Below are 25,772 nucleotides of genomic sequence, written 5' to 3'. Positions count from 1 at the left end.
ATAATTATGAAACAACTGATCATCTATAATGATCGGAAAGGAGCAGAAGATGGAGTTACGGCATATCATCACATTTTTAACGATTGTGGAAAAAGGGGGGTTTCACAAAGCGGCCGAATCTCTGGGTTATGCGCAGTCGTCCATTACGGCACATATGAAGGAATTGGAAGGGGAATTAGGCTGTGTTCTGTTCGATCGACTTGGCAAGATGGTCGTTTTATCTTACCATGGAAGACTTTTTTTACCTTATGCCAGGCAAATGATTCGATTGTCCAATGAATCCGTAAGTGTACTCAACAAGGAGAAAGAACCTTCGGGCGAGCTGACAATAGGGGTATCCGAATCCCTGATCATTTACCGATTCCCTTCCTTGCTTAAAGAGTATCAAAAAAAACACTCCAGGGTTGAAGTGAAACTGAAACCGATCCTTCGTCCCCGAAAGGTCCTGTTATCTTACCAGTCAAAAGAAATTGATCTGGCACTCATAAACCATACGGAGAACTGGACGTTATCCGGAATGACATGTGAGCCCCTAACGATGGAAAATATGATGCTCTTACGTCCCGTCGATAACTGGAATGAGAGCCATATTGCTCTTTATACTGAAGCGGATTGCAGTTTCAAAGAAGTGTTTGATCACTTTCTGGAGAATTCGGATGGCGAGATCACATCCAGTCTGGAGCTCTGGAGTGTAGAAGCCATTAAACGGTGTGTAATGAATGGTCTGGGCTTCTCTGTTCTCCCTGCTTTTACGGTTTCGGATGGTGAGAGCATGGATCACTTGAATTTAACTTCTCTGTTTGACTCCAGCCCCGGCATTTCAACTTACCTGGTTTATCCTGAATCGAGATCATTTTCTCCGACGGTAGAATCCATGATTCAGTTTATACTGGACTATTCACAATGTTGGAATGAATGACGAATGTTGCAAGCCCCGGCCACGGCACGGACCGATATGCCCGTCTGACCGAAGTGCTTCGAAAGAAGCAAGATTAAGTCTAGAAGGTCACATCGGCATCTGTCCGAACCTGACAGATGCCCGTCCACAAGATGGACCGGGCTTTTCCGTTAACCTTTTGCCGCCCATGAAGATTTGCTTGTTTGTTCGGCAGATCCACTTGCCGTACTCATCAGCGTCCGCTGGCCCTTTATTTGGCAATGCGTTGATCCAACCGCTGCTGTACGGCAGTAGTCAATGATTGTCGTAATCATCATGGCCCTTCAAAATTAGAAGAATTTCCTAATTTCCGATAATCATTGTCAAGACGCCTTGTAATAAGCAGCTTTTTCTTCTCGTAATATCGGATCGATCTGGCGCTGACACCGGTCGATTTGGAAAGCTGGCTTATTTTCAACATGCTGGCTCCTTTCAATGCGGTGTTTCAATTCCTAATAGTATCATCCCCTTACTTACGACAGCTTCTGCCTCTGCTCCCCGGTTTCTGTGAGCCGGTGGAGCGCGTGCATGACGGATACCTGCTATACAAGCTCCAGCAAGGCTTGCTTCGCCGCTTCAACCGCAATGCATTCCTTCTGTAGCAGGTAATAGACCACATCCGCAATATATCGCTCCGATCCTATAGGCCTAGTGACAGGGTTCCTGTTCTGAACCGCAAAGTAAATTCCATTTGTTGGTAATTATCTGACGGACTAGAACAACTACCCTGTCACCAGGCCAATTTAGAGGATGCAGTTTATTCTGCAGCAAATTATCTCGCTGCAAATGGAGCAGCAGACGGAAGAATAAGAGATGCTGTTTTTGCTTATAATCACGCTGATTGGGTGCGTCCGTAAGAGGACATAAATTAGAGATTCGGTCCTTAGCAAGACCGTAGGAAAAGGACATATAAATCCTATCACTAACCAGCTAACCTGGACGAGAAATCTGAAGGGGACAAAAGCATGCTGGGAAAGCCATGAGTTGACTAACTACCCAGTCACGACTGAATGGCGAATTGAAAATATCATAAATAAGGTTGAAAGCTACACTGCTTGAACGACAGTCTGAGGAAGTTTAGCGTGGCTCATGACGTAAGGTAGTTAAAGACGTTATGTGGTCAAGGTTACCTGATATACCAATTGTCAGGTTTAACGTGTGTCCATTGACCATCCACTCATAGTAAATGAGAAAAGACGAAAATCGCAACCGCTATTATGATGTGCTAAGTCTCTTTATGTCTAAACGGAGATTACCTAAGTTGGAATGCCTTTCGGCTATGACATTAGAGTCTGAATATCCAATAGGGTAACGGAACTTTCGTAGTAGTCTGAGCTAGGGAAAGCCTAGTACATGGCGAAGGGAAGTAGCTTATTAGTTTAATACTTTAAAGGAAGGTGTGAGAGACACTGTGAGAAATCCGAATACAGTATTAGACAATCTAGCAAAAATGTCAGTCATTAAAGATTATCAATTTGAGAGACTTTATAGGAACCTCTATAATGAAGAATTTTATCTGATGGCGTACCAAAACACCTATCACAAAGAAGGAAATCTAACAAAAGGGACAGATGGTAATACAATTGATGGTTTCAATCTTGAATTAATAACCAAACTTATCGAATCTTTAAGAAATCAAAGTTACCAACCGAATCCAGCGAGAAGAACGTATAAACCTAAAAAGAATGGTGGAAAAAGACCTCTTGGAATCCCATCTTTCATAGATAAACTCTTACAAGAGGCCATCAGACTTCTATTAGAAAGTATATACGAATCCAACTTTTCACAACATTCACACGGGTTTAGGCCACAGAAAAGCTGTCACACCGCCTTAACCGAGGTACAAAAAAATTTCACTGGTACTAAATGGTTTGTGGAGGGTGATATCAAAGGATTTTTTGATAATATTAACCATAAAATTCTTATTAACATTCTTCGTATTCGGATTAAAGATGAAAAGTTTATTAATCTTATCTGGAAATTCCTTAGAGCAGGCTATATGGAAGATTGGAAATATCACAATACCTATAGTGGCGCACCACAAGGGAGACCTCCGAAAAAACGGAGTAAAAAAATAGGATTTTACATAAAATGGATGACGTGAAGCTCATAGGGCTTGAATGTTGGTTCAGTTGAGCGTTTTCAAGGCAAACATTCCTTTGCTTTCGATCTTTTTTGTTTATGAAGTGGTCAAACAGGCAGACTTCTCCCGTGATTGTTTTTGTCCAATGAGTTTACTCATCCTTTTTATGTTTGAGGCGATTGTGCTCATCAGTGAATGAATCCCGGTTCTTTCTGTACCGCGATACCGGCTACGCCGTAATCCATGATTTTTTACCTTGTCTGCATGGCGGCGTTCAATCAACCACCGATTTTGCCTTGCTTCTTTATATTGATCAGTCCGGTAGTGTTCTCGTCCTCTTTTCAAATCAAAAAAGTATTCACTGATAAATACATTTCGCACGCTTTTACTCTTTGTACATTGAGAACGCAATGGACAATCTCGGCACTGGGTTTTTGTGAATGTAAATTCGTATCCTTTTCTATTATCTCTCTTTTTTGTACGGTCTCTATACTTGGTACTGACTATTCCGTTTGGACAGGTTACCTGCATTTTATCTACATCAAATTCAAAGTCTTCGGGGCTAAATAGACCAGAATTATGTTGTTTCGTTTTCATCCAACTAATGTGAGCCTGGACATTGTTTTCGTGTAAAAACCGGAGGTTTTTTCCAAACCAATACCCTTTATCTGCAGATAACTCGGCAGGCAGCACATGATGTTTTTCTTGAAATTGGGTAACCAAGTCAACGAGCTGATCTCCATCTTCTGCATTGGCCGGGGTGACTTTCACCGCGGTGATAATTTCACTTTCTTCATCAATCATAATATGATCTTTGTACCCTTGTATTTTGCGCATATCGGATTTATGCCCGGTTCTCGCTTCTGGATCAACAACACTTATTATGCGATCTTTCGCCGTATCCTTACGATCTGAAATGATTTTTTTTAACATCGTAATAGCCGACGAATCTTGACTATCTGATGTTAGTAAGGGGTCTGCAAATTCCACAAGCTCTGTGGCAAGCTCTAAAACGTGAGGTAATTTTTCATCACGGGTTTTTCCTTTCAACTCTTCCCAAAGCTGTTTATAACGCTGTTGAAAATCGCTGGCTTTTGATTCATCGGTCATTTTTACTTCGCTAATTACTTTTTCCAAAGCTTGACGAACTAAAGTAAGCCATGTCGGAATGGCTACATCTGCAATAATATGGGTGGAATCAACGATAGCTCGTTTCGGTTGGGCTTCAATTAGACCCTGTTCAATACATTGGTCTACAAGACATTGAAAGATTTCATTGAACTTATCAAGTCCTACACGGTTTACACGAAAATAACTGATTGTCGTATCATCTGGTAATTCATCATCAAGGTTTAGCCCGAGAAACCAACGGTAAGCTAAATTGACACGAATGTGTTCAATAACTTGAGGGTCGGAGAGATTATATAGATACTCTAAAAGACAAATTTTAAACATAAATTCAGGCTCTTCTGCCGGCCTTCCACGATTATCAGAATATCGCTCCAAAAGCATTTCACGAATGAAAGAAAGATCCACTGTTTCATCGATTTGGCGTAATAAATGATCTTGCGGAACGGTTTTGTCATAATAATACTGGTCGAATGCTGAAAGTTGTTTAGAATTCGCCTTTCTAAGCACTGAAATCCCCCCTGAAAACTCCTTATAATATTATTATATACTACCGGGGGGTATTTTTGGGATCTTTTTTCGGAGGTCTGCAAGGGGGCATCATTAGTCCAATCCTGTCGAATATTTACTTAGATGCTCTCGATAAATTCATGGAAGAGTATAAGACTAGTTTCGACAAAGGCATAAAAAGACCAAATAACATCATCTATAGGAAAACGAAAGATGAGATTACTAAAAGAAGAAGATGGTTAAAAAACGGAAAAATCCCCATACATGTTAATGGGAAAAGAAAATCGATAAGTTTGGAAAATGATAAGAGACTTGAAATATTAAAAGAAATTAGAAATCTAGGAAAGCATCTTCTTAAAATTCCGTATACTGACCCGATGTATCCTCATTATAAGAGAATACAATACGTTAGATATGCGGATGACTGTGCGCCACGAAAGTGGAGCGCGTAAGCGCTAAAGCTATGCTATATAGAAGATGAGGGTGGGCCCCTCGAAATCGCTGTGCAGGCGGAGGCTTCAAACCACCTTAAGCTGCTGTAGTCAAAAGCTATGGTAGTGAGCGTTAAGGGAAAAGGCAAGGCAAGACCTTGTCAGGTGAGGACCACGGAGACGAAAACCAGTGAATCGCTGATAAAGTGTCGAAAGCGTAGGAATGTCATCAAAACCAGGGGGGAGTCGTTAACCTGGGATAAGTCTGGAGGAAACCTGCTTACTGTCCAGACGGTGGCCGGCATGAAGGCGACGTGAACGTGGTACAGGCTTCTATATGGAACGTGGGAACCTACGACTCCGATGCTAATGGAAAAATTCAAGTGGAAACCCCATAAGAATGAAAGTACAGATGCGGAGTATAGGGGCGGAACAGCTTGTAGTAGTGATGATGCTTTTCGAAAGAAAAGAAGAGCGAAGAAGCTGTATTATCCTGTTTTGAAAATTAGTCAACCATTAATTGGGAGGAACTTATGAACAAAACAAAGCCGTATAAGATTTCGAAACAAACAGTGTGGCAAGCATATAAACTAGTTAAATCAAACAAAGGAGCACCAGGAATCGATGATGAATCGCTTCAGCACTTCGAAGATAATCTGAAGGATAACCTCTATAAAATATGGAACCGTATGTCTTCTGGAAGTTACTTTCCTCCTCCCGTGAAAGTGGTAGAAATACCGAAGAAGAATGGGGGGATTAGAATACTGGGTGTCCCAACCGTATCTGATCGAATTGCACAGATGACGGCCAAACTTTATTTTGAACCTTTAGTCGAGCCACACTTCCATCCGGATTCATACGGATATAGACCTGAAAAGTCTGCGATTGATGCCGTAAGAATTACACGAGAAAGATGTTGGAAGTATGACTGGGTTCTTGAATTTGATATCAAGGGATTGTTCGACAATATAGAACATGAATTGCTCATGAAAGCGGTCAAGAAGCACACTGATAACAAATGGATTATCCTTTACATCGAAAGATGGTTGAAGGCACCGTTTCAGAAGAAAGATGGGGAATTGGTGGAAAGGATATCCGGGACACCGCAAGGGAGACCTCCGAAAAAAGATCCCAAAAATACCCCCCGGTAGTATATAATAATATTATAAGGAGTTTTCAGGGGGGATTTCAGTGCTTAGAAAGGCGAATTCTAAACAACTTTCAGCATTCGACCAGTATTATTATGACAAAACCGTTCCGCAAGATCATTTATTACGCCAAATCGATGAAACAGTGGATCTTTCTTTCATTCGTGAAATGCTTTTGGAGCGATATTCTGATAATCGTGGAAGGCCGGCAGAAGAGCCTGAATTTATGTTTAAAATTTGTCTTTTAGAGTATCTATATAATCTCTCCGACCCTCAAGTTATTGAACACATTCGTGTCAATTTAGCTTACCGTTGGTTTCTCGGGCTAAACCTTGATGATGAATTACCAGATGATACGACAATCAGTTATTTTCGTGTAAACCGTGTAGGACTTGATAAGTTCAATGAAATCTTTCAATGTCTTGTAGACCAATGTATTGAACAGGGTCTAATTGAAGCCCAACCGAAACGAGCTATCGTTGATTCCACCCATATTATTGCAGATGTAGCCATTCCGACATGGCTTACTTTAGTTCGTCAAGCTTTGGAAAAAGTAATTAGCGAAGTAAAAATGACCGATGAATCAAAAGCCAGCGATTTTCAACAGCGTTATAAACAGCTTTGGGAAGAGTTGAAAGGAAAAACCCGTGATGAAAAATTACCTCACGTTTTAGAGCTTGCCACAGAGCTTGTGGAATTTGCAGACCCCTTACTAACATCAGATAGTCAAGATTCGTCGGCTATTACGATGTTAAAAAAAATCATTTCAGATCGTAAGGATACGGCGAAAGATCGCATAATAAGTGTTGTTGATCCAGAAGCGAGAACCGGGCATAAATCCGATATGCGCAAAATACAAGGGTACAAAGATCATATTATGATTGATGAAGAAAGTGAAATTATCACCGCGGTGAAAGTCACCCCGGCCAATGCAGAAGATGGAGATCAGCTCGTTGACTTGGTTACCCAATTTCAAGAAAAACATCATGTGCTGCCTGCCGAGTTATCTGCAGATAAAGGGTATTGGTTTGGAAAAAACCTCCGGTTTTTACACGAAAACAATGTCCAGGCTCACATTAGTTGGATGAAAACGAAACAACATAATTCTGGTCTATTTAGCCCCGAAGACTTTGAATTTGATGTAGATAAAATGCAGGTAACCTGTCCAAACGGAATAGTCAGTACCAAGTATAGAGACCGTACAAAAAAGAGAGATAATAGAAAAGGATACGAATTTACATTCACAAAAACCCAGTGCCGAGATTGTCCATTGCGTTCTCAATGTACAAAGAGTAAAAGCGTGCGAAATGTATTTATCAGTGAATACTTTTTTGATTTGAAAAGAGGACGAGAACACTACCGGACTGATCAATATAAAGAAGCAAGGCAAAATCGGTGGTTGATTGAACGCCGCCATGCAGACAAGGTAAAAAATCATGGATTACGGCGTAGCCGGTATCGCGGTACAGAAAGAACCGGGATTCATTCACTGATGAGCACAATCGCCTCAAACATAAAAAGGATGAGTAAACTCATTGGACAAAAACAATCACGGGAGAAGTCTGCCTGTTTGACCACTTCATAAACAAAAAAGATCGAAAGCAAAGGAATGTTTGCCTTGAAAACGCTCAACTGAACCAACATTCAAGCCCTATGAGCTTCACGTCATCCATTTTATGTAAAATCCTATTTTTTTACTCCGTTTTTTCGGAGGTCTCCAAGGCGGTGTCATTAGTCCGGTACTGGCCAACCTGTTCATGCATTACACATTTGACAAATGGATGGAAATAAAACACCCGAGTAATCCGTGGGCGAGATATGCAGATGACGCAGTGATCCACTGTCGAAGCAAACAAGAGGCCGAGGAATTACTTGAGGAGTTAAACCGTCGGTTTAACGAATGTAGGCTTGAACTACATCCTGATAAAACCAAAATCATCTACTGCAAAGACTCAGATCGAACAGGTGATCATCCAGATATCACGTTTGACTTTTTGGGTTATACTTTTCGACCAAGACGTTCTAAGAACAGATACGGAAAGTTTTTCATAAACTTTACCCCAGCAGTGAGTAACAAGGCATGCAAAGCCATGAGGCAGACCATACGAGGATGGCGGATACAGTTGAAGCCAGATAAAGAGATCACAGATCTCTCTCAAATGTTTAATGCTGTGATTAGAGGTTGGATTAATTACTACGGTCACTTCTACAAATCCCAACTCTACTCTGTTTTACGTCATATGAATCAAGCATTGGTTCAGTGGGTAAGACGGAAATACAAGAGGTTTATGAGACACAGAAAACGTGCAGAAAGATGGTTGGGGAGATTAGCTAGAAATCTACCACAATTGTTTGTACATTGGCAGATGGGAATTCTGCCTGCGGCCGGATAATGGGAGCCGGATGAGCTGAGAGGTTCACGTCCGGTTCTGAGAGGGCCTGAGGGTGAGATTCCCTCGGGCTACTCACCTTATCATTGGAGTCATAGGTAATAAGGATGACGCAATAAAAGTCAAAGAAGATATAAAGGTATTTCTCTTCGAGAAATTAAACATCGAACTTTCTCTAGAAAAAACTCTAATTACCCATAATGACGAAACTGCCAAGTTTCTTGGATATGAAATCACCGTGTTTAAAACTAACCACAGCGTAAGTGATAAAAAAGGTGTTAAGAAAAGATATCAGAATGGAAAAATTGGCATGTATGTCCCTTTCGAAAATTGGAGAGATAAACTTTTAAAAATAGGTGCTTTAAAGATAAAACAAATTGATAATCGTGAGATATGGGAACCAATTCATAGAACTTATCTCAAAGATAATGACGACCTTGAAATCCTGAACACTTATAATTCTGAGATCAGAGGTTTTTACAACTACTATAAACTTGCCCATAACGTAAGTGTATTAAATAAATTCAAATACGTAATGGAATATAGCTTATACAAAACTTTTGCCAATAAATACAAGTCTAATATCAGCAAAATAAAGAAGCAGTATAATATCAATGGAGAATTTGGAATCAGATACCAAACACAAAAGGGCGAAAAGATTGCTTATCTTTTCAACAAGAGCCTAGGACGAGTTAAAGTGCCCTCTATTAATCCTGACTTAGATAATACTAATCTAACTACGTATAGGCTGGGGAGAACTAGCTTAATTGACAGGCTCAAGGCAGAAAAATGTGAATGGTGCGGTGCTACAAATACACCACTTGATATTCATCATGTTCGTAAACTAAAGGACTTAAAAGGCAAAAGGAAATGGGAAAAACTGATGATTGCCAGAAAAAGGAAAACAATGGCTCTCTGTAAGAAATGCCATGTGGACCTACATTCAGGAAAGCTAGATTGATAAGTGGAGAGCCGTATACATTGAGAGGTGTACGTACGGTTCGGAGGGGAGGGTTTGGAAACCTGCCATAGCAATATGGTAAGGCGCCGGGCTCTTACCCTACTATGTAGAGGAAGTTATGGGTTTCGCTGATTCCTATGTGAAAGGGTACGTTGCAATCAGTGGAAGTACAGAAAAGACCGGTGTTGAGGTTATCGATGTTGGTCTTGTTTGGATAGGCAACTCAGAATATGTGTTTGGTGGGGGGCGAAATCAAGCAGACATTGAAGCTGGACGTTTTGATTGTTCGAGTTTTGTTCATTGGGCATTCACCCAAGTTGGTGTTGATCTAGGACCATTAGCATCAACCAGCACAGATACATTAAAACATTTAGGGCAAACCGTATCCCCAAGCGAAATGCAACCAGGTGATTTGGTGTTTTTCGATACTTACAAAGTTGACGGTCATGTCGGGATTTATATAGGCGATGGAAAATTCATAGGAGCGCAGAATAGAACAGGTGTAGCTATTGCGGATATGTCCAAAGGGTATTGGAAAGAAAAGTTTAATGGACGCGTAAAACGATTATAAAGACTAGGTGATAAGAATGGGATACTACATTAAACAGTTTGATCCAACTGAAAGGAGGTTTACTTATTGTTTGACTAGACATGACTGCTACGAATTAAGATCAGGTATATGTTCCTTGTATTTAAGTGAAGAGGAAGCAGATTTTTTAAGTGAAAAAGAGAGAAATGTATATGGAAATCGGACATTTTGGGGAAGTTATAACCGGCCTTGACATGCTTTCCCTTTTATAAGGTTTTCCTTGGTGAAAAAGATTGTAGATTTGTCATATTATTTAAGTATACTAGGGTACGAGGCAAAATCCCTCAATCATAAAAGGACAAACTTCGGGTCGAGAACGACTATAGTCCGCATTGTTTTTTCTACATTTTTTTACTATCCTGGAATCGGAAACCAGGGACAGCAAGTAGGTTTTCTTAAAGAATTTCTTTAGGATCAAGAAAAGAAATTTCAAGTGAAAACTCTTCTTCAACTGGAATATGCTCTCACAAATTGGAACATTAGACATAAAATCTAATATCCAATAAGGAATATGTTAAAAAGATGAATGTCCGATTATTAAATATATTTGTTAAACGTTTAATTATGGCATATCCATCTAATTGTTCATTAAAAAGATCAAATTCATTCCTCGTCATTCCTCCCTCGTCATTCCTCTTATTTCTTTATGTTATTTAAAATCTCTAAAAAAATGGTATAAACATTCGTATGAATTTATCTTATATAAAACTTTCAATTGACTATTAGATTAAATCAAATTAAAATAAAGGGACAGTGTTCCGTTTTTTTAAAATTTAATAATAGAAAGTGAGGTGTCATTCCGTGGAAAAAGCGAAATCAAAGCAAATAGCTGCTCAATCTAATTCTGCCGTAGAAAGAGCTTTAACCATTTTAGAATTAATTTCTTCTAAAGAAGGCCCTGTGGGGGTCGGTGAAATAGCCCAGGAATTAGAACTTGCGAAAAGTACAACACACAGGATTTTGGAAGCGCTTAAATCAAAGCAGTTTGTGGAACAAATAGAGGCGACAGAGAAGTATCAGATTGGATTAAAAGCAATTGAGATAGGTATGTCTAGTTTAACCAAATGGAATTTGGTGGATATTACTGCCCCGTATTTAAAGCAGCTTGCTAGTGACCTAAATGAAACAGCTTTCCTGGGTGTATATGATAACGGAGAAATCGTTTATGTATATAAGGCTGAAGGAAAACAATCTGTTTCAACTAATGCCCAGTTAGGTACAAGAAAGCCAGTTCATTGCACAGGATTAGGTAAGTCAATCGTCTCTAATTTTCAAATTGAAGAAGTTGATCATATTCTAACTGAAAAAGGCATGCCTAAATATACGGACAAAACAATAACTGACCGGCAAAAATATCTCGAAGAATTAAGTGAAATTAGGCAGAGAGGCTATGCAATGGATGATGAGGAAGTTGAAGAAGGATTGACTTGTTTCGCCGTGCCAATCTTTAACTATACTGGGAATGCTATTGCTGCAATTAGTGTAGCGGGCCCAACTGAACGTATACTTAACAAAAAAGATCAGGTAATTGAATCTTTAAAAAGTGTTAATACATTTGTGTCAACCCGTCTCGGCTTTGTACCGGCAATGCGTAAAAGTATTTAATAAACTCTTTTAAAAATATGTGCTCTTATTATTACACACACCTTGACTCTCTTCATAATAAGGGAGTTATTCTTTTGTTATAAACTAAAAAGGAGAGGTTATGAGAATTGAAAATTACTTCAATTGAACCAATTAAGCTTCAAGTTCATCCAAAAAATCCTCCAAGAGATGGTTTATCCAATATTACAACAAGAGATGTCTTTTTAGTTAAGATACATACAGATGAAGGGACTTATGGAATTGGAGAGGCGTTTGCGCTTGGGACATTACATACATTGGAAGCTATCATAGAGGAAGTTATTTCACCATTATTAGTTGGGGAAGATGCTACAAACATTGAAAAATTGTGGGAGAAAATGTATAACTTTTCGGATAGGCAGAAGAGGCATCGTTCTTTCAGCAATAAGTGCTGTCGATATCGCCCTGTGGGACCTCCTTGGAAAAAAGACCAATATGCCCGTGTATAAACTGCTAGGTGCTTTCAGTTCGATAATCAGAGCATATGCTAGTGGTGGATATTATGCGGAAGGAAAGGGTATGGAGGATCTTGCCAAAGAAGCCGAAGAGTATGTGAAAATGGGCTTCCAAGCAATGAAAATGAAAATAGGTGGAACATCGATAGAAGAGGATGTTGAACGCATAAGAACTGTTAAAAATGTCCTAGGGAACAAAGTTAAATTGGCTATCGATGCAAATAACTCTTACAACGTAAATGATGAAATCAGGCTGTGTAAGCAAGTGGAGGGTTTTGACCTGTTTTTCTTTGAAGAACCTTTGTCCACTGATTTTGTTGATAACAGTCGCTATCTCGCTGAACGAACAACCATTCCTATAGCAGGTTATGAAACGGAGTATACACGGTATGGAATTCATGGACTGTTGAAGGACAGGGCTGTATCGATTGCACAGACAGACGCGATTTGGTCTGGTGGTATTACTGAATGTCGCAAAATTGGAATACTAGCTTCTATTTACGGCCTGGATATCATACCTCACTTTTCTGCGGGGGCAGTATCCTTGGCAGCCAACCTCCAACTGTAAAGTTTACCAGGGATCGGAGTGGAGTTGAACGAGGACATATTGAAAAAGTATCAGATCCAATAATTTAATAAAATTAAAAAACTACCCGAATAGTAGTCAGGTAGTTTTTTAATTCTGAGAAGTACTTTTATTATTATAACTTTACTTTATACTCACCTAACAAATCCCCTACAAATTCTACACCCGTCCCAGGGGTATCAGGTGCGACTGCTCGACCATTCTCTATGACCAGTGGTCTGGTTGTGTATTGGTCAATTGGAAAACTATGAACTTCTAGATAGGATGCATGCGGCATGGCAGACATTAAGCTTACATGAAGTTCTTGCATGCCGTGAGTACAAACTGGTAGATTATGAACAAATGCAAGATTTGCAACTTTAAGCCATCCGGTGATCCCTCCGATATTTGATGCATCTGGCTGTGGAAAATCAATATTGCCTCGTGAAATCATGTTTTGGAATTCATAGATTGTATGGAAGTTTTCACCTGCTGCAATTGCTAAACCGCCTTCTTTTGAAATTCGATTGTAACCGTCATAATCATCTGGGATGGTAGGCTCTTCAAGCCAAAAGATATTAAATTCTTTAAATGCTTTTGCTGCTCTTATGGCATGCTCAATGGACCATTTCATATTCGTATCTACCATAAACGTAACATCAGGCCCGATCAATTCACGGACTGCCGCAATGCGGTCGATATCCTCTTCCAGGGTTTCCTGTCCAAGTTTTATCTTGACAGCCTGGAATCCTTTATCCAAATAGCTTTTTACATTGTTTAACAGTTTCTCTTTGGTAAAGTTTAAATCAATACCACCTGCATACGCTTTTGTACTATTGCTAGCACCGCCAAGTAATTTCCATAGCGGCTCATCCGCTTTTTTAGCTCGAAGATCCCAAAGGGCAATATCAATAGCCGAAATGGCAAAAGAGGAAATCCCCCCTCTGCCAACATAGTGAATTTTCCATTGCATATCTTCCCATAATTTCTCTACACAACTGGCATCCTTACCGATTAAGAAAGGAGCTAGATCATGCTCAATCATCGCATGGATTGCTCTTCCTCCGAAGCCCCCAGTGTACGTATAGCCTACACCTTCCGATCCATCCTTGAGCAAAATTCTTACAACTGGCAGTTCAAAATGAGTGTGGATTCCATGTTTCGCATCACCCATAGCTTCTGGTAGAGGAATACGATATAGCTCTGTGATAACGTTTTCAATTATTCTTGAGTTGTTCGCCATGTTTTGTCTCCTTTACAATAATTTCTTATCTCTACGTGACTTATTACGACAATCAGATTCAAAATCCTGCTGTTTTAATTAAAAAGTGGAACATTGTTCCTGTATAATCTTATTGATTGAAAAACTGGTTGTCAAAAAATCCTGTAATAGGAGCTTTGAAATGTTAATACAGGTTTGGTATAGGTTTATTGGGATTTTACTAATAATTAAAAGAAAAGATATATTCAGAAAATTGTGTTGACAATTAAAATGAAAGCGTTTAATCTATACGTAACAGATGGAACAATGTTCTGTTATTTATAAAATATCATTTTATTATGAGTTATAGTTCTGAACGGGAGGTTGAGATAAGTCTTCTTAATTTTACAAAAGATTCACTAACTGTAGTTGTACATAGCAAAGGAACTATAAAACACTATAAAAATTCAGGAGAAATAAAGGAGGATCATAATGAGCGAGGGAAGATTAAACGGAAAAGTGGCATTAGTTACTGGTGGTGGACAAGGTATCGGGAGAGCTATTTCTCTACGTTTGGCAAAGGATGGGGCAAATATAGCGATCGCAGACCTGAGTCTCGAAAATGCTGAATCTGTAGTAAAAGAAATTGAAGAGATGGGCAGAAAAGCCATTGCACTCGAAGTTGATGTGCGAAATCGCGAGCGTGTAAGAGATGTAGTTGGACAGGTTACAGAAAAGCTCGGGGGACTAGATATTCTAGTGAACAATGCAGGTGTTGGAGCTTTCAATCCCATCTTTGAAATAGAGGAAAAAGAATTGGACCTTCAATATGAAGTAAATGTGAAAGGATTATTCTTTGCGCTACAGGCAGCCGCTGAATATATGGTTAAAAACGGTGGAGGAAAAATCGTGAACTTGGCTTCACAGGCTGGGCGTCGCGGTGAACCATATGCCCTTTCATACTGCATGAGTAAAGCTGCAGTAATTAGTATTACCCAATCCGCTGCACTTGCACTTGCTTCCGATAAAGTGACTGTTAATGCAGTAGCTCCAGGAGTTGTTGATACACCATTCTGGGTAGAGGTAGATAAAAAATTCGCTAAAATTCAAAACCTTCCTGTAGGTGAGCCTAAACGTCGTGTTGTTGAGTCCATTCCACTCGGAAGAATTGAGCAGCCGGAGGATGTAGCAAATGTAGTTTCATTCCTGGCTGGACCAGATTCTGACTATATGACAGGACAAACTGTTAACGTTGACGGCGGAAACGTTTTAAGCTAACCCAGTAGAGTGGGAATCAAACAAAACGGAGGTTTGGAATGAAGCAGAAATTAGTAATTATTACAGATTGTGACCATCCTTCTGTAGACATAGAGAGGAAATCCCTGGAAATTCAGGGCTTTCAATTAAAAGTCGAGCAATGTAAAACCGAAGAAGATGTGATTCAAACTTGCAAAGATGCAGATGGACTGATTAATCAATATGCTCCAATCACAAGAAAGGTATTGTCTTCACTTCCTAACTGTAAAGTCATTTCAAGGTATGGAGTTGGGGTAGATAACATTGATTTACAATCAGCTTCAGAATATAGCGTTCAAATATGTAACGTTCCGGATTATGGAGTAGAAGAGGTTTCCGATCATGCCTTATCATTAATCTTTAATGTAATTAGGAAAGTAAACATCTTTTCAAATAATGCCAAAGAAGGAGTCTGGGACTTCCAGCTGGCACGTCCTGTTCATAGGTTGAGAGATTTAACGTTAGGAGTAGTCGGTGTAGGCAGGATCGGTTCAGCAGTAGCGAGGAAAGCAAAAGGAATGGGATGGAACGTAATTGGATATGACCACACTAATTTATCCTCCTCACTCGATCTAAAGTTCGTAGATTTTGAAAGCGTTTTAAAAGAGTCGGATATTATTTCGATTCATGTTCCATTAAATGATGATACATATCATTTATTTAATGCAAAGGCGATTAATATGATGAAAGATAAGGCTGTTATCATTAATACAGCCCGCGGTCCAATCATAGATGAAAAAGCCTTAATAGAGGCATTACGGAATGGAAAGATCTCGGGGGCAGGGCTCGATGTAATGGAGAAAGAACCCCCGGAGAAGGATCATCCTTTGTTTAGCTTTGATAATGTTATTATTACACCGCATGCAGCCTGGTATTCTGAAGAATCATCGATAGAGTTAAAACAAAAGGCAGCGGATGAAGTAAGACGTTATCTAAATGGGGAAGAGATTCACTACCCAGTAAACAGGGTTAAAAAAAGGGGTGAAAGCCTTGTCTAATGTGATGGTAGCTGCCGTCTATCATGGGAAAGGCGATTTAACTATCGAAAATATCGCACCTCCGGAACCGCCTAAAGGCTGGGCAACTATTAAGGTTGATTATTGTGGTATTTGCGGAACTGATTTAAATATATATGGCGGTGGCCATCCGAGAGCGAAAGGTCCACTTGTAATGGGACATGAGTTTTCAGGAGAGACCGTTAATCATCCTGAACTACCGGACGGGACAAGGGTAACAGTTAGACCGATCCTCTCCTGCGGAAAATGTGAGGCTTGTCAGTCGGGATATCCTCACGTATGTGAGAGTTTAAGACTGATTGGAATTGACCGGGATGGAGCAATGGCCCAATATGTGGTCGCTCCTTTAGATGAAATAACTCCTTTACCAGAGGGGATGTCTACAAGAAAAGGTTCTCTGGTAGAACCGTTTGCTGTCGGTGTTCATGCCATAAGAGAGTCTGAGTTCAAGCCGGGGGATCAAGTCGTTGTCTTTGGTGCAGGACCTATCGGGATATGCACTGCAGTTAGCCTTCAACTGCTTGGTGCTAGGGATGTAGTAGTTGTCGAAGTCCACCCATATCGGCAACAGGTTGCTGAACAGCTTGGTTTTACTGTTATCAATCCTCAAGAAGACAGTGTATCTGGCAAAGTGAAGGAACTCTTTGGAGGTTCATTGGCCGATATCGTTTTTGATTGTGCTGCCCACCCATCAGTAGCTGAGATTATTGTGGATGTTGCCAAAGTCAAAGGGCAGATTGTGTTAGTAGGGACTTATAAAAAACCGACACCGCTTGATCTGCAGAATATTACGTTTAAAGAACTTTCTGTGAAGGGGACCCGCGTTTACACAAAAACCGATTACAATATTGCTCTTGACCTATTAAAAAGAGATTTCGACTTTGAAAAAATTATCACACACGAAGTGGACTTGAAAGAGGTTCAAAAAGGGATTCAAAACCTCATTAAAGGCAGCGCTATTAAAGTCCTGGTTTCACTAAAATCAAAACCTAAGGGGGAAATCCAATGAAAAAATTCAGTTTTCTGTTGTTTGTAGTGTTGATGATCGGATCACTATTAACAGGTTGTGCAAGTACTGATAGTATTTCTAACGGGGATGAGGGCAAAGCTGCTGATGGGGGCGGAGGCGATAAAGAACTTGTAATCGGTTTCTCACAGATGGAAAATAACAATCCATGGAGGATTGCTGAAACAAAAAGTATTCGTGAAGAAGCTGAAAAACGCGGCTATAAAATGGTTTATACCGATGCTCAGAGTGACACCTCAAAACAGGTATCAGATGTGGAGGATATGATCGCACAGGGTGTAGATTACATTGTGTTAGCTCCAAGAGAATTTGATGGCCTAGCTCCAGCTCTTGAATCTGCTCAAACAGCCGGTATCCCGGTGATTCTTGTTGATAGAATGGCAGATGGAGAACATCTAACATTTATTGGTTCTAACTTTGTTAAGCAAGGTCAGCGTGCTGGAGAGTGGCTCGTGGAAGCTACAGGCGGGAACGCCAAGATTGTTGAGTTAACTGGTACAACAGGTTCTTCAGTGGCGATCGATCGTCAAAAAGGTTTCATGGATGTAATTGATCAGCAAGAGGGAATGGAAGTAATTGCTTCTCAGACAGGAGATTTCGCTCGTGCGGAGGGCCAAAAAGTAATGGAAAACTTACTCCAGTCACATGGTGACGATATTACAGCCGTATATGCACATAACGATGAAATGGCTATCGGTGCAATCAATGCAATTGAAGTCGCAGGCAAAACACCGGGCGAAGATATCACGATTGTTTCCGTAGATGGAACGAAGGATGCCTTGCAATCTATTATTGATGGGAAAATGGGAGCGACAGTAGAATCTAGCCCATTCTTCGGTCCGACTGTTTTCGACGTCATTGAAAAGCATGCGGGTGGAGAAGAGATTGAAAAAGAAATTATTATCGAAGACCGCTTCTTTGACAAGGATAATGCAGAAGAGTTTGTAGATGAGGCATATTAATTACGTAGTGGGCTTCTAAACGGAGGCCCATTATTCTAATAAGTGGGAGTTGGTTCCGATGTCCAATCAACCGTTGCTAAAAATGAAGGATATTAAAAAGTACTTTCCTGGAGTAAAAGCCCTGGATGGGGTTGAACTGGAGGTTGAAAAAGGGGAAGTTCATGCCTTAATGGGAGAGAACGGCGCTGGTAAATCCACTCTAATAAAGGTATTGACAGGAGCATATTCGAAGGACGATGGTAAGATCTATTTTGTTGATGAAGAAGTTAACTTTAAGACACCGATGGAAGCTCAACTTGGAGGAATCAGCACGATTTATCAGGAAGTCAGTTTAGTACCCTACTTGAGTGTGACTGAAAATATCTTTATGGGAAGAGAGCCTAGAAATAAACTAGGCTTTATTGATTGGAAAACAGCCCATAAAGAAGCATCTTCTGTTATGAAAGATATGGGTATTGAAGTAAACGTTAGACAGCCTGTAGAAAACTTGAGTGCGGCCATCCAGCAAATGGTTTCGATTGCTAGAGCGGTCTCAATGAAAGCAAAGCTCGTAGTGATGGATGAACCTACTTCATCACTTGATGATCAGGAAGTAAAGGTGCTCTTTAATGTAATAGATAAATTGAAATCACAAGGTGTTTCAATTATTTATGTCAGCCACCGCTTGGATGAAATTTACACAGTAAGTGACCGTATTACTGTGTTAAGGGACGGATTATACATAGGCACGTGGCCTATCGAGAATTTAACACAAATTGAATTAATCGCCCAAATGATAGGAAAAAGTACTGAAGAAGTTGAGCAGTTGTCCAAAAAGAAAGAAACAACAATAACAGAAGATAAGAAATCTACTATTAAACTATCAGGGATTTCCAGAGGAAAGACGGTAAGAGATATCTGTTTTCAGGTTAAGGATGGAGAGGTACTTGGTGTTGCTGGTTTGTTAGGATCAGGCCGAACTGAAACGGCAAGGGTTATCTTTGGAATTGATAAAGCTGAATCTGGTGTAATTGAAATTAACCAGAAGGAGAAAAAATTAAAATCACCAAGAGAAGCTGTTCAAGCAGGTATAGGTTTCTGCTCTGAAAATAGAAAAACAGAAGGAATTATACCGAACATGTCTGTAAAAGAAAATATGACAATTGCCTGTCTCAAAAATATATCAAAGTTTGGATTTGTTTCTCGGAAGAAACAAAATGAGATTGTAAACGAGTACATTAAGCGGATGGGAATTAAAACGCCGAGCCCAAATCAAAAAATTAAGAACTTGAGCGGGGGGAACCAGCAAAAAGTTCTTTTAGCAAGATGGCTGGCAACTAATCCAGATTTACTGATCCTGGATGAGCCAACAAGAGGAATCGATGTAGGAGCCAAAGCTGAGATTCACTCTTTAATTGATGAATTATCAAAAGAAGGATTAAGTATATTGATGATTTCATCTGAATTTGAAGAGCTAATTCATAACTCTGACAGGATTATTGTGCTTCGGGATGGCAAAAAGGTCGGAGAATTAACCGGAGAGGATCGATCTGAGAACAAGATCATGAAAGTTATTGCAGAGAGTAGTACAAGACATGACTCTATGGTAAAGGAAGGGGAAGTCTCATGAGCGATATAAAACTAAACAATACTACTGTTGCCAATTCCCCGGGTACCGAAAAATCTCTGAATAATATCGGTGACATTTTGAGGAAGTTTGGTCCTGTTATCGTTTTAGTAGCACTAGTGATCCTCAACATTTTTATCACAAATAACTTTCTTGCTTCCCAAACGTTATGGAATGTACTGCTGCATGTAAGTACGACTGCTTTGGTTGCAATTGGTATGACTCTTGTTATCTCGACAGGGGGGATTGATTTATCTGTTGGAGCTGTGATGGCTGTCTCTGCTGTAACCTCAGCTCTCCTTATAGATTCCAACATTTTTGTAATTATAGGGGCAAGTATTCTGGTAGGTTCCTTGATTGGTCTGTTTAACGGTTCGATTATCTCCTACTTCGGGGTTCAACCTATTATTATCACACTGGCGACCATGATTGCGGGTAGAGGAGTAGCTCAGGTTATCTCGGATGGTTACTTGATTTCCTTTGATAATCCCACCTTTGAGGTAATTGGAAAAGGAACCCTCTTCGGGGTAATTCCTACTCCAGTAGTGATCATGCTTTCGATCGCATTCTTAATGTATGTGGTCGTAAAATACACTTCATTTGGTCGATATGTGGAAGCAATTGGTGATAACGAAAAAGCAGCGAATTTTGCAGGAGTAAATATTCGATTTATTAAGATATCAGTTTATGTCATTATTGCCGTTTTAGCCTCATTGGCGGGCATTGTTGAAACATCCAGGCTTGCTGCCGCAGATGCTACTAGAATCGGTGAGCTTATCGAGCTCGATGCGATTGCGGCTGTTGTAATCGGCGGAACATTGATGACCGGTGGTCGTCCATTTATTTGGGGGACTGTTATCGGAGCTGTATTAATGGGATTGATTAGTACGACTTTTAACATGAACAATATCCCGGATGCTTATTCACTGATTTTTAAAGCTGTAATTATTGTGGCAGCGATTTATATCCAACGCGAAAGGTAAGGAGGTGCAACCCAAATGGCTGAAGGCGTAAAACAAGCTTCATCAATTTTCAGCGGCTTTAACGTATTTCTTCAAAAACACGGTGCATTAAGTGCCTTAATCTTAATTGTTATTGGCGCATCTATTCGCTATGAATCTTTCTTAACCTCACAAAACATTCTTAATCTGTTAAGGCAAAACAGCATGCTTGGTATTGTTGCAATCGGTATGACGTTTGTTATTTTAACAAAGGGAATCGACCTTTCAGTAGGATCACTGCTTGCGCTTGGAGGAATTACGGCAGCATATGCTTCCCAATTCGGTATCTTCTGGGCGCTTGTCATCCCTATCCTTGCGACAACTATTCTCGGCTCTGTAAATGGCGTCATTATCTCGAAATTAAAAATGGAACCTTTCATTGTGACGCTCGCGATGATGATTGGTGTAAGAGGACTGGTCTATGCTATTACCGACCAGCGATCGGTTACAGTAGACCCTGGAATTGCTGAGTTTTTCAAATTCTTTGGCAGGGGTTCTCTATTATGGATTCCAGTTCCAATTTGGATTTTTGTCCTTTTAATTGTGGCCGCAACATTCTTATTAAAATATACAAAGTTCGGAAGACACGTTTATGCTGTTGGAGGCAATGAAGAAGCAAGTAAGCTAATGGGGCTTAATGCCGACCGAATTAAGATCCTTGTATATGCGATAAGCGGAGCTCTTGCAGGTCTCGCTGGTATTATTCTCGCTTCCCGACTTGGTGGAGTTGCTCAACCGGTTTCCGGAAATATGTGGGAACTCGATGCAATTGCTGCAGTAGTTATCGGAGGAACTCTCTTAACCGGGGGAAGAGGAAGTGTAATTGGTACTTTCATTGGCGTCATGCTCCTTGGAGTAGTATTAAATATCATCAATATGGAAGGGACCATCAACTCCTGGTGGCAACCTGTTATAAGGGGTGTCTTCCTGATTGTAATTGTACTTTTACAGGCGAAACTTTTAAAAAACAAATCAAACCTGGGAGGTAGTTAAGTTATGCAAACAGTTCAGAAGCTAGGAAAATTGATTATTAATGGTGAATCAAGAGGTTCTAGAGATGGAAATGTTCAGGATGTACTTAATCCTGCTACAAACGAAGTAATCGATTCAATCCCACTTGCCACTCCTGAAGATGTTGAAGAGGCGCTCGACGTTGCACAACAGGGAAAAGTGGTCTGGGCAAATACACCAACTCACGAACGATATGAAATTTTAGTTCGCTATGCAAATCTTCTACAAGAGAAAAAAGGAGAACTAGCTGAAATCCTGACAAAAGAAAACGGAAAGCCATTGGCGCAGTCAGAGGCGGAAGTTGATACAGGTACTCGTTTATTTAAAGGATTTGCGGAAAAGTCCAAAAGTCTATACGGAATCTCAGCACCACTAGACGCTCAACCTGGGCTTGAAAAGGATGTATTTTTTACTAGAAGAGAACCAATTGGTGTAATGGGTGCTATCCTCCCGTTTAACTTCCCGATCGACCTTTTCTCCCACAAGGTAGCTCCTGCATTTGCAGCTGGAAATGCAGTAGTATTAAAGCCGGCGTCTGAAGCGCCTCTAACTGTCATTCGTCTTGTAGAACTTCTACTTGAAGCAGGTGTACCTAAAAGTGTTGTTCAAGTTGTAACTGGAAAAGGATCAGTTGTTGGGGAACTTCTGGCAAGCAGCCCTAAAGTTGACATCGTCAGTATGACAGGTGATACCAACACTGGGATTAGAGTAGCGCAAAATGCAGCAAAACACCTGTCACGAACATTCCTTGAACTTGGCGGAAACGATGCACTTGTTGTATTCGATGATGCTGACTTGCATGAAGCGGTAGACCATGCATTATTCGGTAGGATGTGGGCGAATGGACAATGCTGTTGCGCAAACAAACGTATTATTGTCCAAAAAAATGTATTGATAGATTTTACGGACATCATGCTGGAAAAAATCCAGGAATACAAAATGGGAGATCCGTTCCAGTCTGATGTTAAAGTAGGGCCTTTAATTAGCCAACAAGCTGCAGAAGCTGTGTTTTCACATGTGAATGACACTGTCAGCCAGGGAGCAGAAATCATCTATGGCGGTAAGAGAGAAGAGGCATGCTTCTATACTCCAACAATTCTAAACGGTGTTATAAAAGACATGGATGTTGCGAAAGACCTGGAGATATTCGGACCTGTCGTACCTTTGATTGCGTTCGATAACGATGAAGAAGCAATTGAAATTGCTAACAATTCAATCTATGGCCTTAGTGGTTCTGTATTTACAAAAAATATCCAGCGTGCAATGAATGCTTCTTATAAAATGAAAACTGGCCAAGTAGCTGTAAATGGAACAGGATTATATCGTCCAGACGTTTCTGCATTCGGAGGATACAAGATGAGTGGAATTGGACGTGAAGGACTATCGGTTACATTGGAAGAACTTACTCAAGTTAAAAATATTGCATTACGAAACGTTTTGTCATAAGTTACCTTTCATAACAAAACAAAGGATGGGGTAATTTTGTTTGATGTTGTCACTTTGGGAGAAACAATGGTTTTATTATCTAATGAGAACGGACAAATGCTCCGTTCTCCCCTTTTATCTAAGCGTATCGGTGGAGCGGAAAGCAATGTCGCAATCGGTTTAACAAGACTGGGCCATAAAGTAGCGTGGGTTAGTAAGCTAGGAGAGGATCCGTTTGGCGATGAGATTCTCTATCATTTAAGAGGCGAGGGGATTAATACAGAATTTGTATTGAGAGACCCCGGTAATTTAACAGGATTAATGATAAAAGACCTGAAGTCATTTGGTGATCCCTCTGTGTACTATTACCGCAAAAATTCTGCTGCCTCAACCATGAAGTGGGCTGAACTTCCCCTTGAGCCTTTTAAGCATACTAAAATCATACATTTAACGGGAATCACACCTGCGATAAGCCATTCATGCAGATCCCTGGTTCATCAATTAGTTGAATTTGCAAAAGTGGAGAATAAGAAAATAAGCTTTGATCCAAATTTAAGACTAAAACTTTGGAGTATAGAAGAGGCCAGGAAGACAATTTTGGAGCTTTTGCCGAATGTTGATTACTTTTTTCCTGGTATTGAGGAGGCAGAACTATTGGCTGGAGTTGAACCAGGTGAATTGTCTCCTAAAAAGTTAAGTGAATTTTTCCATGGTCTTGGCATGGGAAAGGTTATCCTCAAGCTTGGTGATAGAGGTTGTACAATTGCTACACCTACTTCTTATGAGGAAGTTTCCGGGTTTAGAATAACTCCCGTTGATACAGTAGGCGCCGGAGATGGTTTCTGTGCTGGATTTTTGTCAGGTCTATTGGATGAGATACCTCTTATGGACGCAGCCAGACGTGCGAATGCTGTCGGAGCAATAACTGGTAAAGGTGATTATGACCAGCTACCTTCAAAAAAAGAGTTGGAATACTTTATGTTCAATAAAAGCGAGGTGAAAAGGTGAGTACGATGAAGAAATACGAAGTACACCAAACAATAAGAGAAAATAAGATTATCGCAGTGATTCGCGGTGATTCTGAAGAAGATGCATATCTAATGGCAAAACTCGCGATCGAAGGCGGTATCAAGATAATAGAGATGGACAGCTACAACTCCGCAATTTTTACATATCATTAAACGGTTAAAACAGTTAGATGCTCCTGGCGTTATCGTAGGAGCTGGCACCATACTCCATGAAACAACAGCAAGGTTTAGCATTGTTAGGACGCTGATTTCATCGTATGTCCTCACTTTGATTGTATCAGGTGCTGGTTGTGCCAGGTGCCTCTAACGTTCAAACCGTAGTGGAATCTTTGAAGGCAGGCTGCGAGGTTATTAAGTTGTTTCCTGGAAACTTCTTTAATGAAGGTGCGATCAAAACATTAAAGGGACCGCTACCACAGGTAGATTTTATTCCAACCCGGGAGTATCTGAAGAAAATCTTAACAGCTGGCTGGAGAAAGGTGCTTTTGCAGTCGGTATTGGAAGTGAATGGAACAAGGCGTTTAGAGACGGACATGCTGAAGTTGTCAGTTATGCTAGAAGATTAGTAGATTCTCTTTAGACCTTATAAATATGACTTTTAAAATGAGGTGAGCTACATGTTAAAAATGTTTGATTTAACAGGAAAAGTTGCACTTGTGACAGGTGGAAATAGAGGGTTAGGTAAAGCGATTTCATTAGCGCTTGCCGATGCTGGTGCTGATGTGTTAATTGTAAGCCGTACAGGTGCATCGGATAAGTTGATAAACGAAATCGAAGAGAAGGGCAGACGCTGTGGAACAATTGCATTTGACTTAGCCGCTATCGACCAATTCGATGAACTTGTTGAAAAAGCAACAGAACAGTTCGGGGAAATTGATATTCTAGTGAATAACGCTGGTGTTCAGCGGAGATCGGATGCGGTTGAGTTCTGTCAGGAAGATTGGGATTTTGTACAAAATGTAAATTCAAAAGCTGTATTTTTCCTTTGTCAGGCTTTCGGGAAAAGAATGATCGAAGGGGGTAGCGGAAAAATTATTAATCTTGCTTCGCTCCTTTCCTTTCAGGGCGGATACCGAGTTCCAGCGTATGCAGGTAGTAAAGGAGCGGTTGCTCTTTTCACAAAATCTCTTTCCAATGAATGGGCTGGTAAAGGGGTAAACGTTAACGCGGTTGCGCCAGGTTATATCGCAACGGATATGAATGAAGCTTTGATTACCGATGAGAAAAGAAGTAGTGAAATCCTGGGAAGAATACCTGCAGGACGCTGGGGTCAGCCTGAAGATATTGCAGGAGCGGTAGTATTTTTAGCAACTCCGGCAGCGAACTATGTTAATGGTGAAGTTCTTGTCGTTGATGGAGGTTGGATGGGTAGATAATGT

25 protein-coding genes and 2 pseudogenes are annotated in these 25,772 nt (G+C 40.3%); 23 read left to right on the top strand and 4 right to left on the bottom strand.

The window, feature by feature from the left end:
- Positions 1–49: 49 nt before the first annotated feature.
- Entirely contained in the window at positions 50–919 is an 870-nt protein-coding gene (locus ACJROX_RS27365; RefSeq protein WP_408008341.1) for a LysR family transcriptional regulator, read from the top strand.
- A gap of 87 nt (positions 920–1,006) precedes the next feature.
- On the opposite strand, the gene ACJROX_RS27360 is transcribed toward ACJROX_RS27365, so the two are convergent.
- On the bottom strand, positions 1,007–1,159 hold the full coding sequence (locus ACJROX_RS27360; protein ID WP_408008340.1) for a hypothetical protein: 153 nt from the start codon (positions 1,157–1,159) through the stop codon (positions 1,007–1,009).
- Between the two features lie 52 nt (positions 1,160–1,211).
- Positions 1,212–1,355, bottom strand: coding sequence for a MerR family DNA-binding transcriptional regulator (locus ACJROX_RS27355; RefSeq protein ID WP_408008339.1), 144 nt, complete (start codon positions 1,353–1,355; stop codon positions 1,212–1,214).
- Positions 1,356–2,348: 993 nt separating this feature from the next.
- On the opposite strand from ACJROX_RS27355, the pseudogene ACJROX_RS27350 reads away from it, so the two are divergent.
- A pseudogene (locus tag ACJROX_RS27350) lies at positions 2,349–2,984 on the top strand (reverse transcriptase domain-containing protein); the annotation flags it as partial.
- A gap of 132 nt (positions 2,985–3,116) precedes the next feature.
- Here ACJROX_RS27350 and ACJROX_RS27345 read toward each other — a convergent pair.
- Complete coding sequence (locus ACJROX_RS27345) at positions 3,117–4,658, bottom strand: IS1182 family transposase (protein WP_408008337.1); 1,542 nt, start codon at positions 4,656–4,658, stop codon at positions 3,117–3,119.
- A 56-nt stretch (positions 4,659–4,714) separates the two neighbouring features.
- Between ACJROX_RS27345 and ACJROX_RS27340 the strand changes: the two genes are divergently transcribed.
- The 9 genes and pseudogenes from ACJROX_RS27340 to ACJROX_RS27300 all read left to right on the top strand — a co-directional run bounded on the left by ACJROX_RS27340 (position 4,715) and on the right by ACJROX_RS27300 (position 12,823).
- On the top strand, positions 4,715–5,110 hold the full coding sequence (locus ACJROX_RS27340) for a hypothetical protein (RefSeq protein ID WP_408011847.1): 396 nt from the start codon (positions 4,715–4,717) through the stop codon (positions 5,108–5,110).
- Positions 5,111–5,622: 512 nt separating this feature from the next.
- The gene (locus ACJROX_RS27335; protein WP_408008338.1) at positions 5,623–6,240 is read left to right on the top strand and encodes a reverse transcriptase domain-containing protein; all 618 of its coding nucleotides are present in this window, start codon (positions 5,623–5,625) and stop codon (positions 6,238–6,240) included.
- A 40-nt stretch (positions 6,241–6,280) separates the two neighbouring features.
- Entirely contained in the window at positions 6,281–7,822 is a 1,542-nt protein-coding gene (locus tag ACJROX_RS27330) for an IS1182 family transposase (RefSeq protein WP_408008337.1), read from the top strand.
- Between the two features lie 103 nt (positions 7,823–7,925).
- Complete coding sequence (locus tag ACJROX_RS27325) at positions 7,926–8,630, top strand: reverse transcriptase domain-containing protein (protein WP_408011805.1); 705 nt, start codon at positions 7,926–7,928, stop codon at positions 8,628–8,630.
- A 52-nt stretch (positions 8,631–8,682) separates the two neighbouring features.
- Complete coding sequence (locus tag ACJROX_RS27320) at positions 8,683–9,588, top strand: group II intron reverse transcriptase/maturase (protein WP_408008336.1); 906 nt, start codon at positions 8,683–8,685, stop codon at positions 9,586–9,588.
- A gap of 190 nt (positions 9,589–9,778) precedes the next feature.
- Positions 9,779–10,159 (top strand): annotated as a pseudogene (locus tag ACJROX_RS27315) (C40 family peptidase); the annotation flags it as partial.
- 819 nt (positions 10,160–10,978) lie between these two features.
- On the top strand, positions 10,979–11,782 hold the full coding sequence (locus ACJROX_RS27310; protein WP_408008335.1) for an IclR family transcriptional regulator: 804 nt from the start codon (positions 10,979–10,981) through the stop codon (positions 11,780–11,782).
- Between the two features lie 107 nt (positions 11,783–11,889).
- Positions 11,890–12,249, top strand: a complete 360-nt coding sequence (locus ACJROX_RS27305) for a hypothetical protein (protein WP_408008334.1) — start codon at positions 11,890–11,892, stop codon at positions 12,247–12,249.
- Positions 12,143–12,823, top strand: a complete 681-nt coding sequence (locus ACJROX_RS27300) for a mandelate racemase/muconate lactonizing enzyme family protein (RefSeq protein WP_408011804.1) — start codon at positions 12,143–12,145, stop codon at positions 12,821–12,823. Before ACJROX_RS27305 ends, ACJROX_RS27300 begins: the two co-directional genes overlap by 107 nt.
- A gap of 133 nt (positions 12,824–12,956) precedes the next feature.
- On the opposite strand, the gene ACJROX_RS27295 is transcribed toward ACJROX_RS27300, so the two are convergent.
- Positions 12,957–14,063: a mandelate racemase/muconate lactonizing enzyme family protein gene (locus tag ACJROX_RS27295; protein ID WP_408008333.1), complete on the bottom strand. Its 1,107-nt coding sequence runs from the start codon at positions 14,061–14,063 to the stop codon at positions 12,957–12,959.
- Positions 14,064–14,513: 450 nt separating this feature from the next.
- Between ACJROX_RS27295 and ACJROX_RS27290 the strand changes: the two genes are divergently transcribed.
- From ACJROX_RS27290 to ACJROX_RS27235, 12 genes are all read left to right on the top strand, one after another.
- The gene (locus tag ACJROX_RS27290) at positions 14,514–15,299 is read left to right on the top strand and encodes a glucose 1-dehydrogenase (protein ID WP_408008332.1); all 786 of its coding nucleotides are present in this window, start codon (positions 14,514–14,516) and stop codon (positions 15,297–15,299) included.
- A 38-nt stretch (positions 15,300–15,337) separates the two neighbouring features.
- Positions 15,338–16,315, top strand: coding sequence for a C-terminal binding protein (locus ACJROX_RS27285; protein WP_408008331.1), 978 nt, complete (start codon positions 15,338–15,340; stop codon positions 16,313–16,315).
- Positions 16,299–17,342 (top strand): zinc-binding dehydrogenase, encoded by a 1,044-nt coding sequence (locus ACJROX_RS27280; RefSeq protein WP_408008330.1) that lies wholly within the window; start codon positions 16,299–16,301, stop codon positions 17,340–17,342. Before ACJROX_RS27285 ends, ACJROX_RS27280 begins: the two co-directional genes overlap by 17 nt.
- Positions 17,339–18,322 (top strand): ABC transporter substrate-binding protein, encoded by a 984-nt coding sequence (locus ACJROX_RS27275; RefSeq protein WP_408008329.1) that lies wholly within the window; start codon positions 17,339–17,341, stop codon positions 18,320–18,322. The genes ACJROX_RS27280 and ACJROX_RS27275 overlap by 4 nt, the downstream gene beginning before the upstream one ends.
- A gap of 82 nt (positions 18,323–18,404) precedes the next feature.
- A complete protein-coding gene (locus tag ACJROX_RS27270) occupies positions 18,405–19,931 on the top strand; it encodes a sugar ABC transporter ATP-binding protein (RefSeq protein ID WP_408008328.1) in 1,527 nt (508 codons plus the stop codon).
- A complete protein-coding gene (locus tag ACJROX_RS27265; protein WP_408008327.1) occupies positions 19,928–20,911 on the top strand; it encodes an ABC transporter permease in 984 nt (327 codons plus the stop codon). The genes ACJROX_RS27270 and ACJROX_RS27265 overlap by 4 nt, the downstream gene beginning before the upstream one ends.
- A 15-nt stretch (positions 20,912–20,926) precedes the next feature.
- Positions 20,927–21,922: an ABC transporter permease gene (locus ACJROX_RS27260; protein ID WP_408008326.1), complete on the top strand. Its 996-nt coding sequence runs from the start codon at positions 20,927–20,929 to the stop codon at positions 21,920–21,922.
- Between the two features lie 3 nt (positions 21,923–21,925).
- Positions 21,926–23,386 carry an aldehyde dehydrogenase family protein gene (locus tag ACJROX_RS27255; RefSeq protein WP_408008325.1) on the top strand — a complete coding sequence of 487 codons (1,461 nt, stop codon included), beginning with the start codon at positions 21,926–21,928 and terminating at the stop codon, positions 23,384–23,386.
- Positions 23,387–23,422: 36 nt separating this feature from the next.
- Entirely contained in the window at positions 23,423–24,373 is a 951-nt protein-coding gene (locus ACJROX_RS27250; protein WP_408008324.1) for a sugar kinase, read from the top strand.
- 5 nt (positions 24,374–24,378) lie between these two features.
- Entirely contained in the window at positions 24,379–24,546 is a 168-nt protein-coding gene (locus ACJROX_RS27245) for a hypothetical protein (RefSeq protein WP_408008323.1), read from the top strand.
- A gap of 137 nt (positions 24,547–24,683) precedes the next feature.
- On the top strand, positions 24,684–24,959 hold the full coding sequence (locus tag ACJROX_RS27240) for a hypothetical protein (protein WP_408008322.1): 276 nt from the start codon (positions 24,684–24,686) through the stop codon (positions 24,957–24,959).
- Positions 24,960–25,010: 51 nt separating this feature from the next.
- Positions 25,011–25,769, top strand: coding sequence for a glucose 1-dehydrogenase (locus ACJROX_RS27235; protein ID WP_408008321.1), 759 nt, complete (start codon positions 25,011–25,013; stop codon positions 25,767–25,769).
- Positions 25,770–25,772: the final 3 nt, after the last annotated feature.

The sequence above is a fragment of the Pseudalkalibacillus sp. A8 genome, assembly GCF_045920555.1.
Taxonomy (GTDB): domain Bacteria; phylum Bacillota; class Bacilli; order Bacillales; family Fictibacillaceae; genus Pseudalkalibacillus.
This window is presented reverse-complemented; position numbering and strand designations above follow the sequence as displayed.

Excerpts from the sequence above, each read along its gene's own strand:
- ACJROX_RS27365 (WP_408008341.1), top strand. The coding sequence starts at position 50 with ATGGAGTTACGGCATATCATCACATTTTTAACGATTGTGGAAAAAGGG.
- ACJROX_RS27335 (WP_408008338.1), top strand. The coding sequence starts at position 5,623 with ATGAACAAAACAAAGCCGTATAAGATTTCGAAACAAACAGTGTGGCAA.
- ACJROX_RS27295 (WP_408008333.1), bottom strand. The coding sequence starts at position 14,063 with ATGGCGAACAACTCAAGAATAATTGAAAACGTTATCACAGAGCTATAT.
- ACJROX_RS27290 (WP_408008332.1), top strand. The coding sequence starts at position 14,514 with ATGAGCGAGGGAAGATTAAACGGAAAAGTGGCATTAGTTACTGGTGGT.
- ACJROX_RS27285 (WP_408008331.1), top strand. The coding sequence starts at position 15,338 with ATGAAGCAGAAATTAGTAATTATTACAGATTGTGACCATCCTTCTGTA.
- ACJROX_RS27275 (WP_408008329.1), top strand. The coding sequence starts at position 17,339 with ATGAAAAAATTCAGTTTTCTGTTGTTTGTAGTGTTGATGATCGGATCA.
- ACJROX_RS27270 (WP_408008328.1), top strand. The coding sequence starts at position 18,405 with ATGAAGGATATTAAAAAGTACTTTCCTGGAGTAAAAGCCCTGGATGGG.
- ACJROX_RS27265 (WP_408008327.1), top strand. The coding sequence starts at position 19,928 with ATGAGCGATATAAAACTAAACAATACTACTGTTGCCAATTCCCCGGGT.
- ACJROX_RS27260 (WP_408008326.1), top strand. The coding sequence starts at position 20,927 with ATGGCTGAAGGCGTAAAACAAGCTTCATCAATTTTCAGCGGCTTTAAC.
- ACJROX_RS27255 (WP_408008325.1), top strand. The coding sequence starts at position 21,926 with ATGCAAACAGTTCAGAAGCTAGGAAAATTGATTATTAATGGTGAATCA.
- ACJROX_RS27245 (WP_408008323.1), top strand. The coding sequence starts at position 24,379 with ATGAAGAAATACGAAGTACACCAAACAATAAGAGAAAATAAGATTATC.
- ACJROX_RS27235 (WP_408008321.1), top strand. The coding sequence starts at position 25,011 with ATGTTAAAAATGTTTGATTTAACAGGAAAAGTTGCACTTGTGACAGGT.